Genomic DNA, 21229 nt, shown 5'->3' with positions numbered 1-21229 from the left:
GCTCAGAGCCGGCAGCGGACGGTCCACAGCTCGGGGAAGTGGCGGTGCTCGGCGGCCTTGCGCAGCCAGTTCACGCCGGTGGTGCCCCCGGTTCCGCTCTTGGTGCCGATGATCCGCTCGACCGTCAGCAGATGCAGCGCGCGCCAGCGGCCGAAGCCCTCCGCGATGTCCATCAGTGCTTCGGCCAGCAGGAACATCTCGTCGTCGGGCCCGGCGGCGTACACGTCGGCCCAGGCGCGTTCCACCGCCTCGTGGGCCGCGTACGGCTGTGAGAGGTCCCGGCCGAGAACCTCCTGCGGGAGGAACGCTCCCCGGCGCGCCAGAAGTGCGAGCGCGGCGTCGTACACGCTGGGTGCGCGCAGGGCTTCCTCGACCTGGTCGCGCACCTTCGGTACATGGCGGTGCGGACGGGCCAGGCGGGCGTCCTTGTTGCCGAGGGCGTACTCCAGCATCCGGTACATGTAGGACTGGAAGCCCGAGGCGGATCCGAGGTGCTCCCGGAAGGCGTTGAACTCGGAGGGCGCCAGTGTGCTCAGCACGTCCCAGGTTCCGGTCAGCAGTTCGATCGTCCGGCGGGTGCGGCGCAGTGTCCAGACCGCGCCGGGGACATCGTCGGCGTCCAGGAGTGCGCGTACCGCGCCCAGTTCGCCGTACAGCAGTTTGAACAGCAGCTCCTTGACCTGCCCGAGAACGTAGAAGGTCGGCTCGGCGGGCGCATCGGACAGCGGCTGCTGGAGCGAGTGCAGGACGTTGATGCTCTGGTAGTCGATGTACGGGGTGCTGGGACCGGCGAAGTCGAGGAGGGGTCCGTCGGTGTCGGGCTGGACCATGGGTGCTCCTGAGGTCAGGTGCCCGGCGGACCGGGGAGCCGGCCGGGGGCGGGGAGGGTCGCGTAGACGAAGGCGTCCGGGCGCAGGGCGACGGAGGCGGCGCGGTGCGCGGCCATCCAGGGCAGCAGGACACCGTCGCAGTCGACGACGGTGTGCGCGGCGGGGGCGGACTGGGCGGGTGTCACGGTCCAGCACGGCGCCTTGAGCCGCTCCCAGGCCGGCTGCTCCTGGGCCGGGGTGCGGGCGTGCAGCAGTGCCCAGCCCCGGCCCAGCGCGTCGTCCAGCCGAACCCGCTCGCCCGACGGGTCGATCACCCACGGCTGCGGGATCAGCGAGCCCGATGCCAGGGTTCTCGGCAGGGCTTGGAGTCCGGAGGGGTAGCGCGGGGCCGGGATCGCGGTGGCCTCGTGCAGCATGCGGTACAGCGCGGGCCGGCCGGTGACCGCCTTCAGGAGCGGGTTGCGCAGACGGGCCAGGGCCGGGCGGCGCTCGGTGACCATCCTCCCGATGAACGCGGCCCGCTGCGCCGTGCGGTGCACGTGCGGCCGTCGTTCGGTCTCGTAGCTGTCGAGGACCTCCTCGGGCAGTTCGCCGCGAAGGACGTCGGCGAGTTTCCAGCAGAGGTTGGCCGCGTCCCGCACACCGGCGGCCAGTCCCTGGCCTAGCCAGGGCGGCATGGCGTGCGCCGCGTCGCCGGCCAGGAAGACGCGGCCCTCGCGCCAGCGTTCGGCGGAGCGGACGTGGTGCCGGTAGGCGATGACCCGCTGGATGCGGACATGGCGCCGGGTGACGCCGTAGCGGGCGAGCAGGGCGAACACGCCGTCATCGCTGGTGAGATGGCGGATGTCGTCGTCCGGCAGGACGGGGAACTCCCACCGGTGGTGGTGCGGCGGGAACGGGCAGTCGACCGCCGGCCGGTACGGGTCGCACCGGAACCGGAACTGCTCCTGCCCGGGCCAGGGCCGCACCACCTCGGCGTCGATGATGACCCAGGGCGTGGCGTAGGTCCGTCCCGCGTAGCCGATCCCCAGACTCTGGCGGACGGTGCTGCTCCCGCCGTCGGCCGCGATCACGTAGGACGCCCACAGGTGACGTACGCCGCCCTGCCGGACGTGGGTGACGGCGACGTCCACCCCGTCGGAATCCTGGCGCACCCGCAGGCACTCGTGGTCGAGCAGGACCTCGACGTTCGGGAAGCGTGCCACGCCTTCGCGGAGGATCTGTTCCACCGCCGGCTGGTGGAAGAACACCTGCGGCGGATAGCCGCTGCCCCGCGGGATCAGTTCACCGCTGGCGATCAGCTGCCCGCGGTCGTCGACGAAGTCGATGGGCTTGTCGGGCAGGGTCTGCCCCAGGATGCGTCCGACCAGTCCGGTGCGCTGCCACACGCGCAGCACCTCTTCGTCGGTGACCAGAGCCCGGGAGCGCGGGTAGACGGCCGGATCGCGTTCGACCACGGCGACGCGCAGACCCGTGGCCCCCAGCAGGTTCGCCGCCGTCACACCGGTCGGGCCGTACCCGGCCACCAGCACGTCGTAGACGTCGTCCGGGGCCGCCATGCTGTTCGTGATGTCATCCATCCGGCTTCACCCCGCTTCCGGTCGGCCGGTCAACTGCGCGGAACCGGCAGGCTCCTGCGCGGTGGCGGAAGGCTCCGGCTGTGTCCGGACAACGGCTCGCAGGCCCCACCACATGGCCGCCGCGGTGGTGAGGGTGACGCCCGCGGCGACGGCGGCGGCGAGGGACAGTGCGTGGGCGAAGGCCTCGCGGACCGCTTCCTGGGCGGGTCCCGGCAGGTCGCCCATGCGTGTCAGGACGTCCAGAGCCGTCACCGGATCGTCCTGGGCGGGAAGGACTCCGCCGCCGGCCGGTGCTGCGGGCAGCCGGTCGCGGAACGCCGTCATCAGCACCGAGCCGAGCACCGCGATGCCGAGCGCGGAGCCGACCTCGCGGGAGGCGTCGTGCAGGGCCGAACCCACCCCGGCGCGCCGCTCGCCCGCCGCGGCCATGACGACCTCGTTCACCACGGTGGCCAGCAGGCCGGCGCCCAGCCCGCACAGCGACTGCACCGCGGCGATCAGCCCGTATCCGGAAGAGGCACTGACGGTGGTCAGCAGGAGCAGACCCGAGGTGAGGACGGCCAGCCCTCCGGTCATCGCGGCCCGCACCAGCGAACGCTGGAGCAGGTACAGGGCGCACAGGGCGCCGGGGAGCATGCTGACGGTCATCGGCAGCGTCCGCAGGCCGGCCTGCCAAGGGGTGTAGCCCAGCATGCTCTGCAGGTACAGGCTGATCAGGAACAGCATCCCGAACGCGGCCATGCACATGACGACGCCCGAGACGAGGGCGCAGCGCACGTGCCGGTCGCCGCGCAGGTCGCGGTCCAGGAGCGGCGCCGCCGCACGACGCTGCTGGGCACGGAAGGCGACCGCCAGCAGTACGGCGACGGCGTAGGCCGTGAGCACGGGGCCGCTCGTCCAGCCGTGCACCGGGGCTTCGATCAGCCCCCACAGAACGCAGAGCAGCGCCCCGGACGACAGCAGGCAGCCCACCGCGTCGACGCGCCCCTTACGGGTGCGGCCGGACTCGGGTACGAGGAACCAGGCCGCGACCGCCAGGCCTGCGGCCACCGGAACGTTCGCCCAGAACCCGGCCCGCCAGGAGAACAGCTCGACCAGCGCTCCGCCCACGACGGGCCCGGACAGACCGCCCACCGCCACCGCCATGGTCCAGGCGGTGAACGCCCGCCGCCGCCGCTCGGGGGTGACGTACAGGCTGGTGATGAGCACTGACATGCCGGCCGGCATGACGAGGGCGGCACCGGCTCCCATCGCGGCGCGTGCGGCGATCACCACGCCCGGGTCGGATGCCGTCGCACCGAAGACGGACGCGACACAGCACACCAGCACCCCGGTGATGAACGACCGGCGGTGCCCCCACCGGTCGGACAGGACACCTCCGGCCATGACGGCACCTGCGACGACCAGCGGGAAGCCGTCGATGATCCACTGGACCTGGGCCATGCTGGGCCCCAGATCGCGCTGCAGGTCGGGAACGGCGACGTTCAGGACGGTGGCGTCCATGCTGAGCAGGTACAGCCCCGTGAGCACCACGGTCGCCGCCGCCCAGGTGGGTGCCGGCCACCGCGCGGCATGGGTCGGCGAGGCCGTATCGCTCGGTGCGGGGGGAGCTACGGGAGGGGGAGGCGCGGACATGGCGAAGGAGGGGTCCTTACTCGGTCGATGACATGACGGTGCGTTCCCGCGGCAGCGCTCCACGGACAAGCGGGTCTGCTCAGGTGACCCTGGTCAGAGCGTGCGAGTAGCGCTCGTAGCTGCGGTCCGCCAGTACGTCCCGCAGCCGGTCCATCGCGTCCCACACCTCCGTGAAGCGGGTGTACAGCGGCGGCATGCCGATCCTCAGCCGGTCGGGGCCGCGGTAGTCGCACACCACACCGGCCTCCGCGGCGAGCGCCCGGCACACCCGCCAGGCCTCGGGGTGCGCCAGGGAGATGTGGGAGCCGCGCTGCTCGGGGCCGCGAGGGGACGCCAGACGGACGCCGTGTTCGGCCAGCCAGGCATCGGCCAGCTGCACGGCGAAGTCCCCCAGGGCCAGGGCCTTGTCACGGATGCGGTGGACACCGGCCTGTTCGATCACGTCGAGGGCCGGCTCTACGGCGGCCATGGACAGTACGGGCGGTGTACCGGCCAGGAACCGTTCGACGCCGTCCACCGGCTGGTACGCGTCGCCGAAGTGGAACTGGTCCCGCTGCCCGTACCAGCCCCAGACGGGCTGTCGCAGCGTGGTCTGGAGCTCCCGGCGGACGTACAGGAAGGCCGGTGACCCGGGGCCGCCGTTCAGGTACTTGTAGGTGCAGCCGACGGCGAGGTCGCTGCCCGTGCCGCTCAGGTCGATCGGGACGCTGCCCACGCCGTGCGACAGGTCCCACAGCACGAGGGCCCCGTGTGCGCGGGCCAGCTCGTTGACGGCCGCCATGTCGAGCAGCGCGCCGGAGCGGTAGTGGACCAGGGACAGGACGACGAGGGCCACGTCGTCGTCGAGGGCGGCGCCGAGCCGGTCGAGGCCGAGCGGGGCATCCATCGGGGAGTGGACCTGCCGAGCCGTCAGTCCTCGCTGTTCGGCGAGACCTTGCAGGATGTACCGGTCGGTGGGGAAGTCCTGCGCGTCGAACACCACGGTCCCGCGTCCGGGGCGCGCGTCCAGTGCGGCGACGGCCAGCTTGTAGAGGTTCACGGACGTGGAGTCCGACAGCGCCACTTCGCCCGGCCGCGCCCCGAGCACTTGCGTGGCGAGCCGGTCACCGATGCGGCTCGCCCAGTCGATCCAGTGGTCCCAGGAGCGCACCAGGCCCTTTCCCCAGCCGTCGTTGACGATGTCGGCGAGGAAGAGGGGGGTGGCGGCGGGCAGCCTGCCGAGGGAGTTGCCGTCCAGGTAGATGGTGTCGGGGTCGGAGATCTGGAACTGCGCGCGCAGGGGGCCCAGGGGGTCGGCGGCGTCCAGCTGTGCTGCCTGTCGGCGCGAGGGTGCGAGGGAGGCGGGCGGAAGCTGGGGTCGAGCGGCATCGGCCACGAGGGAACGCGGGGTGTCGGCCGGTGTGATCATGGGGTGATCCCGTGGTTGGCACACGCCGTGGCGTATGTGTCGTAGAGGAAGGGGTCGAGTCGCTCGGGGACCCGGTAGTGATCGGCGAAGCGCGAGAGGTAGGCCTGGAACCACTGCTTGCGCTCGTGCAGGAAGAGCACGTCGTGAACCGCCATGAGACGGACGGCAATCACGGGGACCGGGGCACGGCTCACCTGGAACTCGGCGTTGCGGACCGCTGGAACGGTGCAGCTGTCGTGAAACTGGCCGATCATGAAGCCGCGGTCCACGCTCTCGGGCTTCATCAGGGCGTGCGCTTCGTCGAGCGTCCGAAGCCGGTGTGCCGGCAGGTCGGAGAAGACCAACAGCAGGCACCACAGCTGGGAGTTGGTGGTCGGCCAGGTGATCGCGTGGAACTCGTCGAAGGCGCGGCGAACCTGCTCGGCCACGAGGAGGGGACTGGGATCCGACCCTGTCGGGCAGATCCGCTGGTGCAGGGCGCCGGCCTTCTGTGAAGGGGCCACGAAGGGACACACGGCACCCGGCCGCCCGATGCGGGCATCGGGCTGGCTGATGTACTCGGTGAGCCATGTGTGCACATCGTCGAGCACTCTTTGCCGGCCGCGCGGAGCGGTGGCGGGCGAAGGCAGCAGGGAGCCGGTGGAGAGCTGATCGGTCAACGAGATTCCTCATCCGGAGGCATACGGGTCTCAGCTCTGGCGGGTTGTCGGTCCCACCAGGCGGTCATATCGGGAAGGTCAGCGGGACAGCAGGATCGCGGCCGCCAGACCGGCGAGCCCCGCATCGAGGGAGAGGAGCCCCAGGAAACGGGCTCGCCGCAACTGCTGCCGATGGGCGCCGTAGTACAGCTGGACGCCTTGCAGGACGACGACGGGCACGGCGCACACCGCCAGCCGGCCGTCGAGGCGGGTCGCGGTGAACAGGAGGGCGAGCAGCAGGACGCTCAGGGCCGCCAGGAGATGCAAGTAGCAACGGAACCAGCGCAGCGGCAGGACCACGGCCAGAGTCCGGCGCCCGCCGGCCGCGTCACCCTCCCGGTCCGACCAGCTGCCGTACGCGATGACCAGCAGGAACCACAGGCCCATCAGGGCGCTCACGAGCAGGATCTCCCGGCCTGCCGAGCCGGCCGCCAGCCCGTAGGGCACCAGCGCCGTGCAGAGCAGCGCGGTGAACACCACGAACTCCTGGCCCAGGGGCCGGTAACTCAGTTTGGCACCCAACGAGTACTGCACCGAACAGACTTGGGCGAACACCATGAGACCCGCAGCGAGCGCGGCCGCGGTGCCGCCCGCGACGAGCGCCGCCAGCAGGCACGCGGCGAGGCCGGCCAGGGACGCTCCGTAGGCGAAGCGAACCGCCTCCCGCTCGGTGAGCGCCCCCGTGACGAGCGGCTTCTTCACGACCGTCAGATAGGGGCGACCGCTGTAGTTCCGCTGGTCGACGCCGTCCCGGAAACCGCCGATGTCGTCGAAGGCGGCGGCCCCCCACTGCATCGCCAGCAGCATCACCAGGCTGAGGGCCAGCACCGCCGCCGCACGGCCGTCGACCGCGTCGTCCCGCCACAACAGCAGACACGCCAGAATCCAGCCGTGGACGTGGTGGTAGATCCGCGCCTTGCCCAGCCGCAGATACGTGGCGGTTCTGTACGCGAGCCCGCTCCCTGGCATGAACCGCGCAGGATCGAAGACCTCGGCACTGTTCACCAGCCCTCCCCTCCAAGATCTAGGCCATAAAACGATTTACCGTTGCCGGTTGCGTCTGCAGGGGTATTTCCATACGAAGGCGAGGGGAAGGCTCCAGCGGTCGTCAGCAAGCGCACCACGAACCGCCATGACTGTGACGGTCCTCGCGTCGCGCAGCACGGGGGGCCTTCTCCGAACGGCCGTCGCCGCGCTCACCGTATCGCCGAAACCGCTGGTGACAGCCCTAAACGGGCGATCTCCACCCTTTCGAGGGACCGGCTGTGGCCATGATCGACAATCCCGTCCCGCCCGGGGTGCGTGCGCTGCTCACGCATCCTGAAAGACCCGCGGAAACCTTCTCGAACATGCGAAGGGTTGTAAGGTGCCCGAGGTAGCCCTTGACCCGAGAAAAGCGGGCAGGGAGCGCATATTTCGGGAGTATCACCATGCTTCGCACCATGTTCAAGTCCAAGATCCACCGGGCCACCGTCACCCAGGCCGACCTGCACTACGTCGGTTCCGTGACCGTCGACGCCGATCTCCTCGACGCGGCGGACCTGCTGCCCGGCGAGCTCGTGCACATCGTGGACATCACCAACGGGGCCCGGCTGGAGACGTACGTCATCAAGGGCGAGCGGGGGTCGGGGGTCATCGGGATCAACGGGGCCGCCGCGCACCTCGTGCACCCCGGTGACCTGGTCATCCTCATCAGCTACGGGCAGATGGAAGACGCCGAGGCGCGCGTGTTCGAGCCGCGCGTCGTCCACGTCGACGGCGACAATCGGATCATCGAGCTGGGTGCGGACCCGTCCGCCCCGGTTCCGGGAACGGACCAGGAGCGCAGCCCCCACGCCGTGGCTGTTTGAGGGATCTGAGGGATCTGAGGGGAGTCGGGACGATGTCGCAGACCGGGCCGAGCGAATCGGTCAAGATCGTGGACGACCGGGCGGCCGGGCGGCTGCTGGCCGTCGAGGACGGGGCGGTGGCCGGGTTCATCGCCTACTTCGTGCTCTCCGAGGCCCCTCACGCCCTCGTGGCGGTCCACACCGTCGTCGAGCCGGGGCACGAGGGCCGTGGGATCGCCGGGAACCTGGTGAAGACCTTCTACGGGATCGCGGCCGAGGAGGGCGTCCCCGTGGTGCCGCTCTGCCCGTACGCCGCGAGCTGGGCCGCCAAACACCCCGAGCAGGCGCCCGAGGCCCCGGCCGGGGTCGTGGCCGCCGCCAAGGCGCAGCTGGCCGCGGACTCCGACCTGTGGTGACCGCGCTGACGCTGCTGCACACCTCGCAGGTGCACGTCCCCGTCTTCGACGCCCTGCGCGACCGGAACCACCCGGGCGCCGTCCTGCGGCACCTGGTGGTTCCGGAACTCCTCGACCGGGCCCGCGCCGAAGGGCCCGGGGCGGTGGCTCCGGCCCTGCGGGAACTCCTCGCCGGATCCGACGGGCCGGTGCTCGTCACCTGCTCGTCGATCGGGGGGACCGCGGAGGGCCTGGCCCCGGAGATCGGCGTTCCCGTGCTGCGGGCGGACCGGCCGATGGCGGCGGCCGCGGTGCGCACCGGCCCGCGGATCGTCGTCCTGGCCACGGTGGAGTCGACCATCGCCCCGACGCGGGAACTGCTGGCCGAGGAGGCCGCCGGCCGTCCGGTGGAGATCCGTACGCACCTCGTGGCCGGGGCCTGGGAGCGCTTCGAGGCGGGGGACGTCGCCGGCAACCACCGCCTCGTCGCGGAGGCCGCAGACGCCGTCACGGACGCGGACGTCATCGTGCTGGCCCAGGGCTCGATGGCCGGCGCCACGGAACTCGTCACCACCCGGACACCGGTCCTGACCAGCCAGGCCTCGGGCCTGGCCGCAGGGCTGGGGCTGCCGGGGGCCGGGTAGGGCGTTCGCGCCGCAAGCGCGGGAAAATGGGCCGTATGGTGCGAAACGTAGAAGACACGCAGCCACCGGTGCCCGGCCCCGATCCGACCCCGGCCCCCAGCCCGTTCCCGGACCCCGACCCCATCCCGCGCCCGGTGCCGCCCGAGCCCGTCCCCTTCCCGGAGCCGGACCCGGTGCCGGCGCCTCCGGGGCCCGCGCCGCTGCCGCAGCCCGGGCCCTGGAGCTGAGCCGCGGCTCAGTCCGTACGGACTTCGGAGCGGTCGCCGCTCCACAGCGTGTGGTACGAGCCCTCGCGGTCGGTGCGCCGGTAGGTGTGCGCCCCGAAGAAGTCGCGCTGGCCCTGGGTCAGGGCCGCCGGGAGCCGCTCCGAGCGCAGGGCGTCGTAGTACGCCAGTGAGGCCGCGAAGGCCGGTACCGGGATGCCCTGGCGGACCGCCGCCACGAGCACCTCGCGCCAGTCGTCCTGCGCGGCGCCGATCTCGTCGGCGAAGCCGGCGTCCGCCAGCAGGCTCGGCAGCTCCGGCCTGGCGTCGTAGGCGGCCCGGATCCGGTCCAGGAACGCGGCCCGGATGATGCAGCCGCCGCGCCACAGCGAGGCCACGGCGCCCGGGTCCACGCCCCAGCCGTACTCCTCGCTGCCGGCCTGGATCTGGTGGAAGCCCTGCGTGTACGAGACGATCTTCGAGGCGTACAGGGCCTGCTCCACCTGGGCGGCGAAGGCGTCCGCGGCCCCGGCGGAGAGCGGCTCGGCCTTCGGGCCGGCCAGCCCCCGAGCGGCCGTACGCAGTTCGCCGTGGCCCGAAACCGCGCGGGCGAAGACCGCCTCGGCGATTCCGGACACCGGCACGCCCAGGTCGAGGGCGATCTGCACGGTCCAGCGGCCGGTGCCCTTCTGCTCGGCGGCGTCGGCGACCACGTCCACGAACGGCTGACCGGTCGCGGCGTCCGTGTGCGCGAGCACCTCGGCGGTGATCTCGATCAGGTACGAGTCCAGCCGGCCCCGGTTCCAGGCGCGGAAGGTTTCGGCGATCTTCGCGGGGGAGTAGCCGGCCACCTCGCGCAGCAGGTGGTAGGCCTCCGCGATCAGCTGCATGTCGGCGTACTCGATGCCGTTGTGCACCATCTTCACGAAGTGCCCGGCACCGTCGGGGCCCACGTGGGAGGTGCAGGGCGTGCCGTCGGCGGCCTTGGCGGAGATCTTCTCCAGCAGCGGCCCGAGCGAGGCGTACGACTCCTCGGAGCCGCCCGGCATGATGCTCGGGCCGAGCAGCGCGCCCTCCTCGCCGCCCGAGATGCCGACGCCCACGAAGTGCAGGCCCTGCTCGCGCAGCTCCTTCTCGCGGCGGCGGGTGTCCTCGAAGTGGGCGTTCCCGCCGTCGATGATCACGTCGCCCGGCTCCAGCAGCGGAGCGAACTCGCGGATCACCGCGTCGGTGGGCTCGCCGGCCTTCACCATGATGATCAGACGGCGCGGGCGCTCCAGCGCGTCCACGAACTCCTTCGCGCTCCCGGCGGCCACGAAGGAGCCCTCGTGGCCGAACTCCTCCACGAGCGCCGTGGTCTTGGCGGTGGTGCGGTTGTGGACGGCGACGGTGAATCCGTTGCGGGCGAAGTTGCGGGCGAGGTTGCTGCCCATCACCGCGAGTCCGGTGACGCCGATCTGGGCCGTGCTGCTGGTCATGTGCGTGCGCTCCTGAGTGCGTCGACAGTGCATTCGATGTGCGGAGGAATGCAGGAACACCGACGCTACCCCCACGGAGATCTTTACCGGTGTCCTACATTCGGCGAAAAATCAACTTCCCCCCGAACGCGTTGTGTTGTGCGCCTTGTCATGCCCCGGTCGTGGCGTTAAGTTGCGGGATTCCTGATGTCTTCGATGGGGGCTCCCATGGGTGTACGGGGCCGGCACCGCCGGTATCAGCCGAGCAGCATCAACCGTGCCTCGCTCGTCGTCACCGCGGGCGGAGCCGGGATAGCGCTGCCCCTGATCGGAGCGGGCACGGCACACGCCGCCTCGGTGGAGACCTGGAACAAGGTCGCCGCCTGCGAATCCACGAGCAACTGGCACATCAACACCGGCAACGGCTACTACGGCGGACTCCAGTTCAGCCAGAGCACCTGGCGCGCCTTCGGCGGAACCGCGTACGCGGCCCGCGCCGACCTGGCCACCAAGGCGCAGCAGATCGCCGTGGCGGAGAAGGTGCTGAAGGGCCAGGGACCGCAGGCGTGGCCGGTCTGCGGCAAGCAGGCCGGACTGAGCCGCAGCGGCCCCGCGCCGGCCCTCGGCACACAGGGCAAGGGGGTCGGGCCCGGGAAGGCGACGGCTCCCAAGGTGGTGGCGCCGGCCGCTCCGAAGACAGCGCCGCAGACCGCTCCCCAGGGCACGACGCCCCGTCCGACCGGGACTCCGGTCCTGCCCAGCCCCTACGTCGTCGCCCCCGGGGACTCGCTGTCGGCGATCGCCACCGAGCAGCACGTCGAGGGCGGCTGGCAGTCCCTGTACGAGACCAACCGGGCCGTCGTGGGCGGCGATCCGGACCTGATCTTCCCCGGACAGCGGCTCACCCTGCGCGTCACCGCCGCGCCGCCGGCCCCGAGCCCCGAGAAGCCGCCGCGCACCGCCGAACCCGTGAAGCCGGTGGAACCGGCGGGGCGCACACCCGAGGCGAAGCAGCCCGCGAAGCCCCCCACGAAGCCGCCGGCGAAGCCCGCCACCGTGAACCCGCCGTCCCCCTCCGGAGCCTTCAGCGCCCCGGTCGCCGCGGGCCTCGGCACCGGCTACCGCGTCTCCGGTTCCTCCTGGTCCAGCGGTTACCACACCGGCATCGACTTCCCGGTGGCCACCGGCACCACGGTCAAGGCCGTCAGCAGCGGGCAGGTCGTCTCAGCGGGCTGGGCCGGAGCGTACGGATACGAGGTCGTCATCCGGCACACCGACGGCCGGTACTCCCAGTACGCGCACCTGTCGGCGCTCTCGGTCAAAGCCGGCGCGGCGGTCACCGGCGGGCAGCGGATCGGCCGCTCCGGCTCGACCGGCAACTCGACCGGGCCGCACCTGCACTTCGAGATCCGCACGGGGCCCGGCTACGGCACCGACATCGACCCGCTGAAGTACCTGCGGGCGCACGGAGTCGCCATCTGAGACCGGGCTCGCGGCGGCAGCAGCGGTCCCGGCCGGGACCGCGGCCGGAGCGGGGGCGGGAGCAGACGCCGGTCCCGGCGGTACGGGCACCCGGGCGTCCCGGGGCGCGATCGTGAGCAGGACCAGGCCGGTCGCCGCGACCACCCCGCTCACCAGCGCCGCGGCCACGCCGGCCGCCCCGTAGCGGAAGCCCTCGTCGAACAGCGCGATGCCCACCGCCGCCGCGACCACCGGGTTGGCCACCGTCACGGTGGCCAGCGGGACGGTCAGCCCGGCGCCCCGGTAGGCCGCCTGCGACAGCAGCAGTCCGGCCGCCGCCAGCGCGGCGATCGCGGTCAGCTCCGGCCACAGCGTGACCAGCGCGTCCGGGGCGAAGCTCTCGGCCACCGACTTCGTGAACACCGAGCCCATCCCGAAGGCGGCCCCGGCCGCCGTGGCCAGCAGCATGCTGCGCGCGGTGACCCGCCGCACCCGGCGCGCGGCCAGGAACAGTACGGACACCAGGGCCCCGGTCGCCGTCAGGAGCAGGCTCTGCTCCCCGCCCGACAGGGACTGCTCGGCCCGCCCGCCGCCGCCCGTCAGGGCCAGCAGCCCGGCCAGCCCGGCCGTGGCCAGGAGGGCCCCGCGCCACGCGGCGGCGCTCGCCCGGCGCCGTACGAAGACGGCCGCCATCGGGAGCGCGAAGACGATGGTGAGAGCGCCGAGCGGCTGCACCAGGCTCAGCGGCCCGTACGCGAGTGCCACCACGTGCAGCAGGGCTCCGAGGCCGTTCAGCGCGATCGCCGCGTACCAGGCGGGCCGGCGCACCGGCGCGTACGGCCGGTCCGCCGTGGCGGACGCGACCCGCTCCTGGACGATCGCTCCGGCCGCATACGCCACGGCGGACACCAGGCACAGCAGGACCGAAAAGGCTAGGGCACTCATAAAACTCACAATGCCCGAGTCCGAAGAGCTATTCCTCCCCCTGAAGGTGGGGACGAGTACGTCCTTGGGCGTACTCCGAACGCAGTAGCAGGGTGAGGGGGAGCGCGTTTGTCTTCCCGCGCGGGGGATCCGTACACTAGCCCTTTTGGGGACTTCCGCAGCCGGCGGACGCGGACGACTGATCAAGGAACGACAGCGGGTATGACGGTGACCGAAGACAGCCAGGAGCAGGGCCACGCCTTCGGGCCGGGCATCGACCCCGAGCGCCTTGCCCTCTGCCTCAGCGTGCTCGACGAGCTGGACAAGATCGACGTCGACCACCCGGACGCGATCACCGTGCGCCGCGCCACCGCCGGGATCTACCGGACGGTCAAGCAGCGCCGCCGCCAGGACCGCCGCGCCGCCAAGACCGCCAACGACAGGGCCGTCACCGAGGCGACCGCGACCGGCTCCGCCGAGCGCATCGACGACGAGACCGAGGGCCTGCTGCCCTCCTCGGTCACGGAGGCCGGCCGGATCGCCGGGATCCTCGAGCGCCCGCGCTCCTGCTACGTCTGCAAGGCGCGGTACGTCGAGGTCGACTACTTCTACCACCAGCTCTGCCCGGGCTGCGCCGCCGAGAACCGGGCGAAGCGGGAGGCCCGCGCCGACCTCAGCGGCAAGCGCGCGCTGCTCACCGGAGGCCGGGCCAAGATCGGCATGTACATCGCGCTGCGGCTGCTGCGCGACGGCGCCCACACCACGATCACCACCCGCTTCCCCAAGGACGCGATCCGCCGCTTCAAGGCGATGGACGACTCGGCGGACTGGATGCACCGGCTGGAGGTCGTGGGCATCGACCTGCGCGACCCGGCCCAGTCCGTGGCCCTCGCCGAGCAGGTGGCCGAGGCCGGCCCGCTCGACATCCTGATCAACAACGCGACCCAGACCGTGCGCCGCCTGCCCAGCGCCTACGCGGCGCTGGTCGAGGGCGAGAGCGCCCCGCTGCCGGCCGGCGAGCTCCCCGCCCACCACGTCATCGGCGCCTTCAACTCCGGCGCCGTCGACGGCCTGGCGGCGCTGCCCATCGGCGTGAGCGGGCTCGAGGCGCAGAAGGTCGCCGACCTCGCACTGGTCGCGGGCAACGCCAGCCTGGAGCGCCACCTCGCCGGCACCGCCATCGACGCGGGCGGCCTGCTGCCCGACGTCGTCGAGAGCAACACCTGGGTGCAGACCATCGACCAGATCTCCCCGGTGGAGCTGCTCGAGACCCAGCTGTGCAACTACACCTCGCCGTTCATCCTGATCAGCGCGCTCCGGCCGGCCATGGCCGAGGCCGCGCGCAAGGCGGCCGGCGGGCGGGCGTACGTGGTCAACGTGTCGGCGATGGAGGGCGTCTTCAGTCGGGGCTACAAGGGCGCCGGGCACCCGAACACCAACGCCGCCAAGGCCGCGATGAACATGGTGACGCGGACCAGCGGCCAGGAGATGTTCCAGACCGACCGGATCCTGATGACCTCGGTCGACACCGGCTGGATCACGGACGAGCGCCCGCACTTCGACAAGCTGCGCCTCGCCGAGGAGGGCTTCCACGCCCCCCTCGACCTGGTCGACGGCGCGGCCCGGGTCTACGACCCGATCGTCCGCGGCGAGCTCGGCGAGGACCTCTACGGGGTCTTCCTCAAGGACTACGCGCCCGCCAACTGGTAGGCCGCGCGAGCCGCTCATCTGAGCGCCCCCGGTCCCTCTTCCGAGAGGGGCCGGGGGCGCTCTGCGTTTCTTGTTTTGTTCAGGTGTTTTCGGGCGTTTCGGGCGTTTCAGGCGGTGCGGCCGTAGGCCCCCGCCGCGACCAGTTCCAGCACCGGGCGCCAGTCCTCCAGCACGCCCGCGTCCAGGCCCGCGGACCGGCCCGCCTCCGCGGCGTGACCGAGGGACTCCGCGTCGGGGTCGCTCCCGCGCCCGGGAGCCGACGCCCCGGGGCCGTGGAGCCGTACGAGCCGGGCCACCCGCTCGCCCAGCAGCGGGCGGATCGCTTCCGCCGGGTGATCGATCAGCAGCCCCGCGACCTGCAGTTCCTTGTCGAAGGGGTGCGAACGGCGCAGCAGCGCGGCGACCCGCAGCCCGTGGCCGCCGTCGCCGTCCCCGCCGCGCAGCAGGTCCATCAGTTCTCCGACGCTTCCGACGACCACCGGCACCTCGGCCTTCGCCACTGTCGTTCCTTCCGTCGCCCGACCGCGTATCACCCGTATGGCGCCGTCGAGCAGATCAGCCGTACGCGACGCGCCGACGTGCGAGGTGATGAACTCGTGGCGAAAACAAGCTGTCCGGAGTGGATTTTACTATTCCATCGAGCGGGGGTGCGCTCATATGTGTACTCTGATCGCCATGAGAGCCCCACACGGGCCCTCGCTCCACCAAGGCGCCACCGCGTCCGGAACCCTTCTCTTCCCGCACCGGCGCGCGGTTCGCCCGCCGGGTTACGCGACACAAAGGAGTGCGCGGTGACACCAGAACTGACGACGACGGAGCAGACGCCCAGGGAACGGACGGGGTCGCGGAGCGGCAAGCGCCCCGAGACCCTCGGCAACCTGGAGGTCTGGGCCCGGTCCGCTCCGATCCGCCTCGCCGGCTACGAGGACGACCTCGCGGAGCCGCACATCCTGCCCGGCATCGACTAGACACCCGCGGTGCGGTCCGCCCGCCGTCCCGGTGACGAACCGGGACGGCGGGCGGACCGACGTATGGGAACAGTGCTTGCGGCGCCTCCACCACTCCCGACGGGGCCCGGAAGTTCCCGCGAGCGGTACGCCGTGGGCGTCATCGCTGTCGGCGATCAAGGGTTCCGAGGACCCCGGGTCCCGGGCAGGCTGACCTGCATGAAGCTGCTGATGCTGGGTGGAACCGAATTCGTCGGGCGCGCGATCACCGAAGACGCCCTGAGCCGCGGGTGGGACGTCACCGTCTTCCACCGCGGGCACCACGCGCCCCCGCCGGGGACCACGGCCGTGCACGGGGACCGCACCGTCCCCGGAGGCCTGGACGCCCTCGCCGAGGGGGAGTGGGACCTCGTCGTCGACACCTGGGGCGGCGCCCCCACCGCCGTGCGCGACAGTGCCCGGCTGCTCGCCGGCCGGGTCGGGCGGTACGCGTACATATCCAGCCGCTCGGTGTACTCCTACCCCGCCCCGGCGGGCATGGGCGAGGACGGCCCGCTCGTCGACGGCTCGCCCGACGCGGACTCCGTCGCCTACGCCGAGGACAAGCGGGGCGCCGAGATCGCCGCCGTGGACGCCTTCGGCGACCGCGCCCTGCTGGTGCGCGCCGGGCTCATCCTCGGCCCGTACGAGAACGTGGGCCGGCTGCCCTGGTGGCTGAACCGCGTCGCCCGAGGCGGCCCCTTCCTCGCACCCGGGCACCCCGGACTGCAACTGCAGTACATCGACGTGCGCGACCTGGCGCGCTGGACCCTCGACGCGGGAGCGGCCGGGCACGGCGGCGCCTACAACCTGGTCTCCCCGGTCGGCCACGCCACCATGGGTACTTTCCTGGAGGCCTGCGTCTCCGCCACCGGCGCCGAGGCCGAACCGCGCTGGACCGACTCGGCGGTGATCGAGAAGGCCGGCATCGAGCCCTGGGTCGAGCTGCCCGTCTACCTCCCCGAGGGGGAGCTGCACGACTACATGTTCGGCGGGGACATCACCAAGGCGCTGGAGACGGGTCTCGTCTGCCGCCCCGTGGAGGAGACCGTCGCCGACACCTGGACCTGGCTCCGGTCGCTCGGCGGAGTCGCCCCCCACCGGCCCGACCGGCCGCAGAAGGGCATATCGGCGGAGCGGGAGGCGGCGCTACTCGGGCTCTGACCAGGACGCCTCCGCGAGCCGGGTCGGCGGCAGGTACTCGCGCACCAGCGTGCGGTGCCACCACGCCCCGGTGTCGCGCAGCTCCCGCCACGTGGTGAAGCGGTAGCGGTACAGCCGGGCCCGGACCCAGTGCGGCGGTGCGTCCGGGAAGGGGTTGTGCCGGAGCAGCTTCAGGGTGTCGCGGTCGCCCGCCAGCAGCCGTTCCACGAACGGGCCGAACCAGTCGCGGGCGTAGCCGGGGGAGAGCGCCGCGAACCACATGAGCCAGTCGAGGCGCAGGTGGTACGGGGCGAACTGGCGCGGGATCCGCCGCACGTTGCCCGGCTTGCCCCTGAAGCCGTACTCCCGCCACGTGCCGTCCTCCCGGGGGAGCCGGTCCGTGCTGCCCTCCACCACCACCTCCTCGCGGATCCGGCCCACCGTGCCGAACGCCCCGTAGGTGTTGACCAGGTGGAGGGGGTCGAAGGACCGGTTCATGACCTGGCCGCGCGAGATCATGTTGGTCACCGGATGCCGGCTCAGCATGAGCACCAGCACGGTCACCGCGCACACCAGCACCACGTACCAGAGCGGCCCCTGCCGGGAGGCGGCCGGTGGCGGGCCGCCGCCCGTGAGGGCGTGGAAGTCGATGGCCGGGAGCGCCGCCGTGATCGTGATCCAGTTCAGCCAGGCGAAGTTCCCCGACACCACCAGCCACAGCTGGGTCGCCACGATGATCCCGGCGGCGTACGAGGCCACCGGCTGCGGGGTGAACAGCAGGACGGGCACGACCAGTTGGGTCACATGGTTGGCGGCGCACTCCACCCGGTGCAGCGGCTTCGGCAGATGGTGGAAGAACCAGCTCAGCGGGCCGGGCATCGGCTGCGTCTCGTGGTGGAAGTACAGACAGGTGAGCCTGCGCCAGCAGGGGTCGCCGCGCATCTTGATGAGCCCCGCGCCGAACTCCACCCGGAAGACCACCCAGCGCAGCAGCCACAGCACCAGCACCGGCGGTCCGGCCCGCGCGTTGCCGAGGAAGACGGCCAGGAAGCCGATCTCCAGCAGCAGCGACTCCCACCCGAAGGAGTACCAGGTCTGCCCCACGTTCACGATCGACAGGTACAGCAGCCACAGCACCGCCCACATCGCCATCGCCGCACCCAGCGGCACCGCGTCCCCGGCTCCCGCGGCGAGCGCCGCCGCCAGGGCGGCCCCGGTCCAGGCGCAGCCGGCGAAGAACCGGTCGGAGTAGTGCAGGTGGAACAGGCTCGGGGCGCGCCGGAAGGGCACGTACCGCAGGTACCGCGGCACGGGCAGCATGCCGTGCGCCCCGATCAGGGCCCGGAACTGCAGGGCGGCCCCGGCGAAGGCGACGAGGTACACACCGGCCAGGGCCCGCTGGAAGATCAGCCGCCCCAGCCAGTATCCGGGCGCCGTGAACCAGTCCATCCCCTCCAGTATCGGGCCGGGCGGGTGCCCGTGGCGAGCCGCCGCACGTACCGCCCGAGCCACCGGGCGTAGGCCTGCTGGAGGAAGGGGACGGCCGGGCCCGCCAGCCGGGTGTACCAGCTCCCCGGGCGACTGAAGGCGGTCACCTCGAACCACACCGAGCCGTCCGGCTCCATGTCCACCACGAAGGACTCCTCGCCGCACTCGGGATGCCCGGTCAGCGTCCCGTACGCGAAACCGGTCCGCCGGGGCTCGTACGCGGTCCAGATCACCTCGCACGGGGCGTCGATCCGCACCGGGCCGATCCCGATCCCGACCACGACCCGGTCGCCGGGCCGGACGGGGGAGGCTCCGGCCGTGACGCGCATGCCCGAGGCGCGGTGAGCGCGGAAGGTGGTGACGGCGGCCCCGGCGGCGTCCAGGGCGGCCTGCCCGTGGCCGATCCGGGTGCGGTGGTGGGTGTAGTTGTACCCGTCGGGCAGCGGACGCCGGGCCGTGGCGCCCCGGTCGGGGTAGTTGAAGGTGCTGCGGGCTTCGCTGAGGAGGCGGGTCATGCCGGGATCTCCGTCCGGTCGGTCAGGCGGCGCCAGGCCAGCAGGGAGCACAGGCCGAAGCCGAGGGCGTTGCCGAGGCCGTGGGTGGCCGCCATCCAGGTCAGGGTGGGGTGCGGGATCCCGGTGGCTTCGCCGAGCGCCCACCACAGGGCGAGCAGCATGGTGGCCACCAGAACGGCCGCCGAGCTCGTGAGCAGTGCGCCGGTGCCCCGGTCCCGGCCGCCGGCCCCGGTGCGGACGTCCCGCCAGGTCAGCAGGGCCACCGCCCACATGCCGCCGGTCAGGACCACCGCGCCCACCAGCTCGGCCCAGTCGTCGACGAAGTAGCCGAGCAGGACGAGCGCGGTCCCGGCCGGGACGCTGTACGCCGCCCACCGCGCCAGGGCTCCGGCGCCGGAGGCCCGGCACACCAGCCCGGCGACCAGGGCCGCGGCGAAGCCGGCAAAGTGGAAGTGGGGCACGGTCAGGGCGAGGATGTCGAGGTCGAAGCCGAAGAGCCGGTGTCCGGCGCGTTCGGCGACCAAGGCGGTCCCGGCGACCGAGGGCGCCACGAGTGCGGTGAGCACGGCCACCTCCGCCGGGCCGCGTGCCGCCCGGGCGGGCCCCCGTAGTGCCGGGAGCAGGGCCCGTACCGCCAGGGTGAGCGTGGCCGCCGCGTAGACCGCGGCGAGGGCGGTGGCCGGGGCTCCCCGGGGCAGCCACAGGCAGACCGCTCCGGGGGCCGCGAACAGCGGCCAGAGCCGGGCCGTCCGCCCGAACCTGACCGGATCGATCAGGCGCAGACCGGCCGGGACGACGTAGAGCATGCCCAGGGTGACGATCAGATTCACCAGCACGGTCACCGCGGATCCCCCTCCTCGGATCGAACGCATTGAACGCGTTCAACTCACGAGCGTGAGCCTAGACCCTGTCTTGAACATGTTCAAGACAGGGTCCGGCTGTGTGATCTCCGGTTGCGGCCACCCCGTACATACGGCAGACAAGAGGGAGCAACCGGGGCGAAAAGGGAGATGAAACGTGCACGCACCGACACCCCGTCAGGCGCCGCGTCGTCACGCACCGGCCCGTGCGGCCCTCTTCACCGTCCTCGGACTCCTCGCCGCGGCCTGCGGGACCTCCGCCGACGAGGGACGCACCAAGGGCCCCGCCGCCGAGAGCCAGGACGTGCACCTGCAGCCCGTGGCCTCGGCCGGCCCGGACCCCTTCACGACCTCCTCCGCCACCGGCGAATCCGCCCCCGTCCAGCCCCCGCTGCCCAACGCGACCGGCCAGGGCATCCGTACCGTCAACGCGGCCACCCCCGGCCTGTACGGCGGAACCCAGCGGCTCGGCAGCTGCGACATCGAGGCACAGGTCCAGTCCCTGACGCAGGACGACACCAAGGCGCGCGCCTTCGCCGAGGTCTCCCAGGTGGAGCAGGAGCAGATCCCCGACTTCCTGCGCGGCCTCACCCCGGTCGTGCTGCGCGCCGACACCCGGGTGACCAACCACGGCTTCGCCGGCGGCAACCCCAACGCCTTCCAGTCCGTCCTTCAGGCCGGCACCGCCGTCCTCGTGGACGGTCACGGGATGCCCCGCGTCCGCTGCGCCTGCGGGAACCCGCTGCTCGCGCCGCGTGCCGCCCCCGGTGCGCCGGTGCTCAAGGGGGAGCCCTGGAGCGGCTACCAGCCCGCCCAGGTCGTGGTCATCGAGCCGACCATGCAGGTGATCAACAACCTGGTCATCGTCAACGTCGCCGACAACACCTGGATCGAGCGCACGGTCGGCGACGACGGAGCCCAGGACCGCGCCCCGCGGACCCCGCCCCCGTACGACCCGGCCGACGGGATCCCCGCCGGACCCGCGACCCCGCCCGGCACCCCGCCCGCCGTGCCGTGCCGGACCCCGGAGAGCAACAGCCTCGCCCGCACCGCGCCCCCCACCGGCCCGACGGGCCCCGGCCGAAGCCCCGCCCCGGAGGCGACCGACTGCCCGCCGGGCACGCCGCGGACGTCCCCGACCAGCCCGGACACGCCGAACACCCCCACCGCCCCCGACCAGCCCTCGTCCGGCATTCCCTCGGGCCCGCCCACGGCCCCGCCGCCCGCCACCGACCAGCCCACCGACATCCCCTCCGACCTGCCGGGGCAGACCCCGGGCGATCCCGGGATCCTGGTGGGCCCCGACGGGGCGTCGCCGCAGCCGAGCGATCCGTACGCGGACCCCTACGCCGACCCGTATGCGGATCCCCATGCCAACCCGTACGAGGACCCCTACTCCGTCCCCGAGCAGCAGCCCTCGGCCCCGTACGACGGCCAGTACCTGGAGAGCGCCTGACCGGCCC

The 21229-nt window shown here is 72.4% G+C and carries 19 protein-coding genes and 1 pseudogene; 8 read left to right on the top strand and 12 right to left on the bottom strand.

Translation table 11 applies throughout. From position 1 onward, the window contains the following. Positions 1–2 precede the first annotated feature (2 nt). From NLX94_RS02030 to NLX94_RS02005, 6 genes are all read right to left on the bottom strand, one after another. The gene (locus tag NLX94_RS02030) at positions 3–830 is read right to left on the bottom strand and encodes a tryptophan 2,3-dioxygenase (protein WP_254380785.1); all 828 of its coding nucleotides are present in this window, start codon (positions 828–830) and stop codon (positions 3–5) included. A 14-nt stretch (positions 831–844) separates the two neighbouring features. Further along, a complete protein-coding gene (locus NLX94_RS02025; RefSeq protein WP_254380784.1) occupies positions 845–2410 on the bottom strand; it encodes a bifunctional 3-(3-hydroxy-phenyl)propionate/3-hydroxycinnamic acid hydroxylase in 1566 nt (521 codons plus the stop codon). Between the two features lie 6 nt (positions 2411–2416). Further along, positions 2417–4045 (bottom strand): MFS transporter, encoded by a 1629-nt coding sequence (locus tag NLX94_RS02020; protein WP_254380783.1) that lies wholly within the window; start codon positions 4043–4045, stop codon positions 2417–2419. A gap of 79 nt (positions 4046–4124) precedes the next feature. After that, complete coding sequence (kynU, locus tag NLX94_RS02015; protein WP_254380782.1) at positions 4125–5453, bottom strand: kynureninase; 1329 nt, start codon at positions 5451–5453, stop codon at positions 4125–4127. Next, positions 5450–6112: a DUF6875 domain-containing protein gene (locus NLX94_RS02010; protein ID WP_254380781.1), complete on the bottom strand. Its 663-nt coding sequence runs from the start codon at positions 6110–6112 to the stop codon at positions 5450–5452. The genes kynU and NLX94_RS02010 overlap by 4 nt, the downstream gene beginning before the upstream one ends. Positions 6113–6190: 78 nt before the next feature. Next, positions 6191–7156 (bottom strand): UbiA family prenyltransferase, encoded by a 966-nt coding sequence (locus NLX94_RS02005; RefSeq protein ID WP_254380780.1) that lies wholly within the window; start codon positions 7154–7156, stop codon positions 6191–6193. Positions 7157–7581: 425 nt separating this feature from the next. Between NLX94_RS02005 and panD the strand changes: the two genes are divergently transcribed. The 3 genes from panD to NLX94_RS01990 are packed head-to-tail and all read left to right on the top strand — an operon-like array spanning position 7582 to position 9019. After that, the gene (panD, locus tag NLX94_RS02000) at positions 7582–8001 is read left to right on the top strand and encodes an aspartate 1-decarboxylase (protein ID WP_254380779.1); all 420 of its coding nucleotides are present in this window, start codon (positions 7582–7584) and stop codon (positions 7999–8001) included. A gap of 32 nt (positions 8002–8033) precedes the next feature. After that, positions 8034–8396 (top strand): GNAT family N-acetyltransferase, encoded by a 363-nt coding sequence (locus tag NLX94_RS01995; RefSeq protein ID WP_254380778.1) that lies wholly within the window; start codon positions 8034–8036, stop codon positions 8394–8396. Continuing rightward, on the top strand, positions 8393–9019 hold the full coding sequence (locus tag NLX94_RS01990) for an aspartate/glutamate racemase family protein (protein WP_374683885.1): 627 nt from the start codon (positions 8393–8395) through the stop codon (positions 9017–9019). The genes NLX94_RS01995 and NLX94_RS01990 overlap by 4 nt, the downstream gene beginning before the upstream one ends. Before the next feature lie 235 nt (positions 9020–9254). Here NLX94_RS01990 and gndA read toward each other — a convergent pair whose 3' ends face one another. Then, positions 9255–10700 (bottom strand): NADP-dependent phosphogluconate dehydrogenase, encoded by a 1446-nt coding sequence (gndA, locus tag NLX94_RS01985; RefSeq protein ID WP_254380776.1) that lies wholly within the window; start codon positions 10698–10700, stop codon positions 9255–9257. Between the two features lie 207 nt (positions 10701–10907). Here gndA and NLX94_RS01980 point away from each other — a divergent pair, with 207 nt between their 5' ends. Beyond that, positions 10908–12161 (top strand): transglycosylase family protein, encoded by a 1254-nt coding sequence (locus NLX94_RS01980; RefSeq protein WP_254380775.1) that lies wholly within the window; start codon positions 10908–10910, stop codon positions 12159–12161. A gap of 147 nt (positions 12162–12308) precedes the next feature. Here NLX94_RS01980 and NLX94_RS01975 read toward each other — a convergent pair. Then, a pseudogene (locus NLX94_RS01975) lies at positions 12309–13085 on the bottom strand (DMT family transporter); the annotation flags it as partial. Between the two features lie 201 nt (positions 13086–13286). Here NLX94_RS01975 and NLX94_RS01970 point away from each other — a divergent pair. Beyond that, the gene (locus tag NLX94_RS01970; RefSeq protein ID WP_254380774.1) at positions 13287–14774 is read left to right on the top strand and encodes an SDR family NAD(P)-dependent oxidoreductase; all 1488 of its coding nucleotides are present in this window, start codon (positions 13287–13289) and stop codon (positions 14772–14774) included. A 107-nt stretch (positions 14775–14881) separates the two neighbouring features. Here NLX94_RS01970 and NLX94_RS01965 read toward each other — a convergent pair whose 3' ends face one another. Then, on the bottom strand, positions 14882–15253 hold the full coding sequence (locus NLX94_RS01965; RefSeq protein WP_374683894.1) for a hypothetical protein: 372 nt from the start codon (positions 15251–15253) through the stop codon (positions 14882–14884). Between the two features lie 312 nt (positions 15254–15565). Between NLX94_RS01965 and NLX94_RS01960 the strand changes: the two genes are divergently transcribed. Then, positions 15566–15742, top strand: a complete 177-nt coding sequence (locus NLX94_RS01960) for a hypothetical protein (protein WP_254380773.1) — start codon at positions 15566–15568, stop codon at positions 15740–15742. Between the two features lie 198 nt (positions 15743–15940). Beyond that, on the top strand, positions 15941–16924 hold the full coding sequence (locus NLX94_RS01955) for an NAD-dependent epimerase/dehydratase family protein (RefSeq protein WP_254380772.1): 984 nt from the start codon (positions 15941–15943) through the stop codon (positions 16922–16924). On the opposite strand, the gene NLX94_RS01950 is transcribed toward NLX94_RS01955, so the two are convergent. From NLX94_RS01950 to NLX94_RS01940, 3 genes are read right to left on the bottom strand one after another with little or no spacing between them, the layout of a single operon-like run. Next, a complete protein-coding gene (locus NLX94_RS01950; protein WP_254380771.1) occupies positions 16910–18352 on the bottom strand; it encodes a lipase maturation factor family protein in 1443 nt (480 codons plus the stop codon). The two genes, NLX94_RS01955 and NLX94_RS01950, sit on opposite strands and share 15 nt — an antisense overlap. After that, complete coding sequence (locus tag NLX94_RS01945; protein WP_254380770.1) at positions 18310–18906, bottom strand: DUF1990 family protein; 597 nt, start codon at positions 18904–18906, stop codon at positions 18310–18312. Before NLX94_RS01945 ends, NLX94_RS01950 begins: the two co-directional genes overlap by 43 nt. After that, a complete protein-coding gene (locus NLX94_RS01940; RefSeq protein ID WP_254380769.1) occupies positions 18903–19748 on the bottom strand; it encodes a YndJ family protein in 846 nt (281 codons plus the stop codon). Before NLX94_RS01940 ends, NLX94_RS01945 begins: the two co-directional genes overlap by 4 nt. Before the next feature lie 175 nt (positions 19749–19923). Here NLX94_RS01940 and NLX94_RS01935 point away from each other — a divergent pair, with 175 nt between their 5' ends. Then, the gene (locus NLX94_RS01935; RefSeq protein ID WP_254380768.1) at positions 19924–21222 is read left to right on the top strand and encodes a DUF6777 domain-containing protein; all 1299 of its coding nucleotides are present in this window, start codon (positions 19924–19926) and stop codon (positions 21220–21222) included. Positions 21223–21229 lie beyond the last annotated feature (7 nt).

The organism is Streptomyces sp. TBY4 (genome assembly GCF_024213195.1).
Classification (GTDB): domain Bacteria; phylum Actinomycetota; class Actinomycetes; order Streptomycetales; family Streptomycetaceae; genus Streptomyces.
This window is presented reverse-complemented; position numbering and strand designations above follow the sequence as displayed.

What these genes read in the sequence shown, in the direction of transcription:
- NLX94_RS02030 (WP_254380785.1), bottom strand. Translation starts at nt 830, where the DNA reads ATGGTCCAGCCCGACACCGACGGACCCCTCCTCGACTTCGCCGGTCCC.
- NLX94_RS02025 (WP_254380784.1), bottom strand. Translation starts at nt 2,410, where the DNA reads ATGGATGACATCACGAACAGCATGGCGGCCCCGGACGACGTCTACGAC.
- NLX94_RS02020 (WP_254380783.1), bottom strand. Translation starts at nt 4,045, where the DNA reads ATGTCCGCGCCTCCCCCTCCCGTAGCTCCCCCCGCACCGAGCGATACG.
- kynU (WP_254380782.1), bottom strand. Translation starts at nt 5,453, where the DNA reads ATGATCACACCGGCCGACACCCCGCGTTCCCTCGTGGCCGATGCCGCT.
- panD (WP_254380779.1), top strand. Translation starts at nt 7,582, where the DNA reads ATGCTTCGCACCATGTTCAAGTCCAAGATCCACCGGGCCACCGTCACC.
- NLX94_RS01995 (WP_254380778.1), top strand. Translation starts at nt 8,034, where the DNA reads ATGTCGCAGACCGGGCCGAGCGAATCGGTCAAGATCGTGGACGACCGG.
- gndA (WP_254380776.1), bottom strand. Translation starts at nt 10,700, where the DNA reads ATGACCAGCAGCACGGCCCAGATCGGCGTCACCGGACTCGCGGTGATG.
- NLX94_RS01980 (WP_254380775.1), top strand. Translation starts at nt 10,908, where the DNA reads ATGGGTGTACGGGGCCGGCACCGCCGGTATCAGCCGAGCAGCATCAAC.
- NLX94_RS01970 (WP_254380774.1), top strand. Translation starts at nt 13,287, where the DNA reads ATGACGGTGACCGAAGACAGCCAGGAGCAGGGCCACGCCTTCGGGCCG.
- NLX94_RS01955 (WP_254380772.1), top strand. Translation starts at nt 15,941, where the DNA reads ATGAAGCTGCTGATGCTGGGTGGAACCGAATTCGTCGGGCGCGCGATC.
- NLX94_RS01950 (WP_254380771.1), bottom strand. Translation starts at nt 18,352, where the DNA reads ATGGACTGGTTCACGGCGCCCGGATACTGGCTGGGGCGGCTGATCTTC.
- NLX94_RS01945 (WP_254380770.1), bottom strand. Translation starts at nt 18,906, where the DNA reads ATGACCCGCCTCCTCAGCGAAGCCCGCAGCACCTTCAACTACCCCGAC.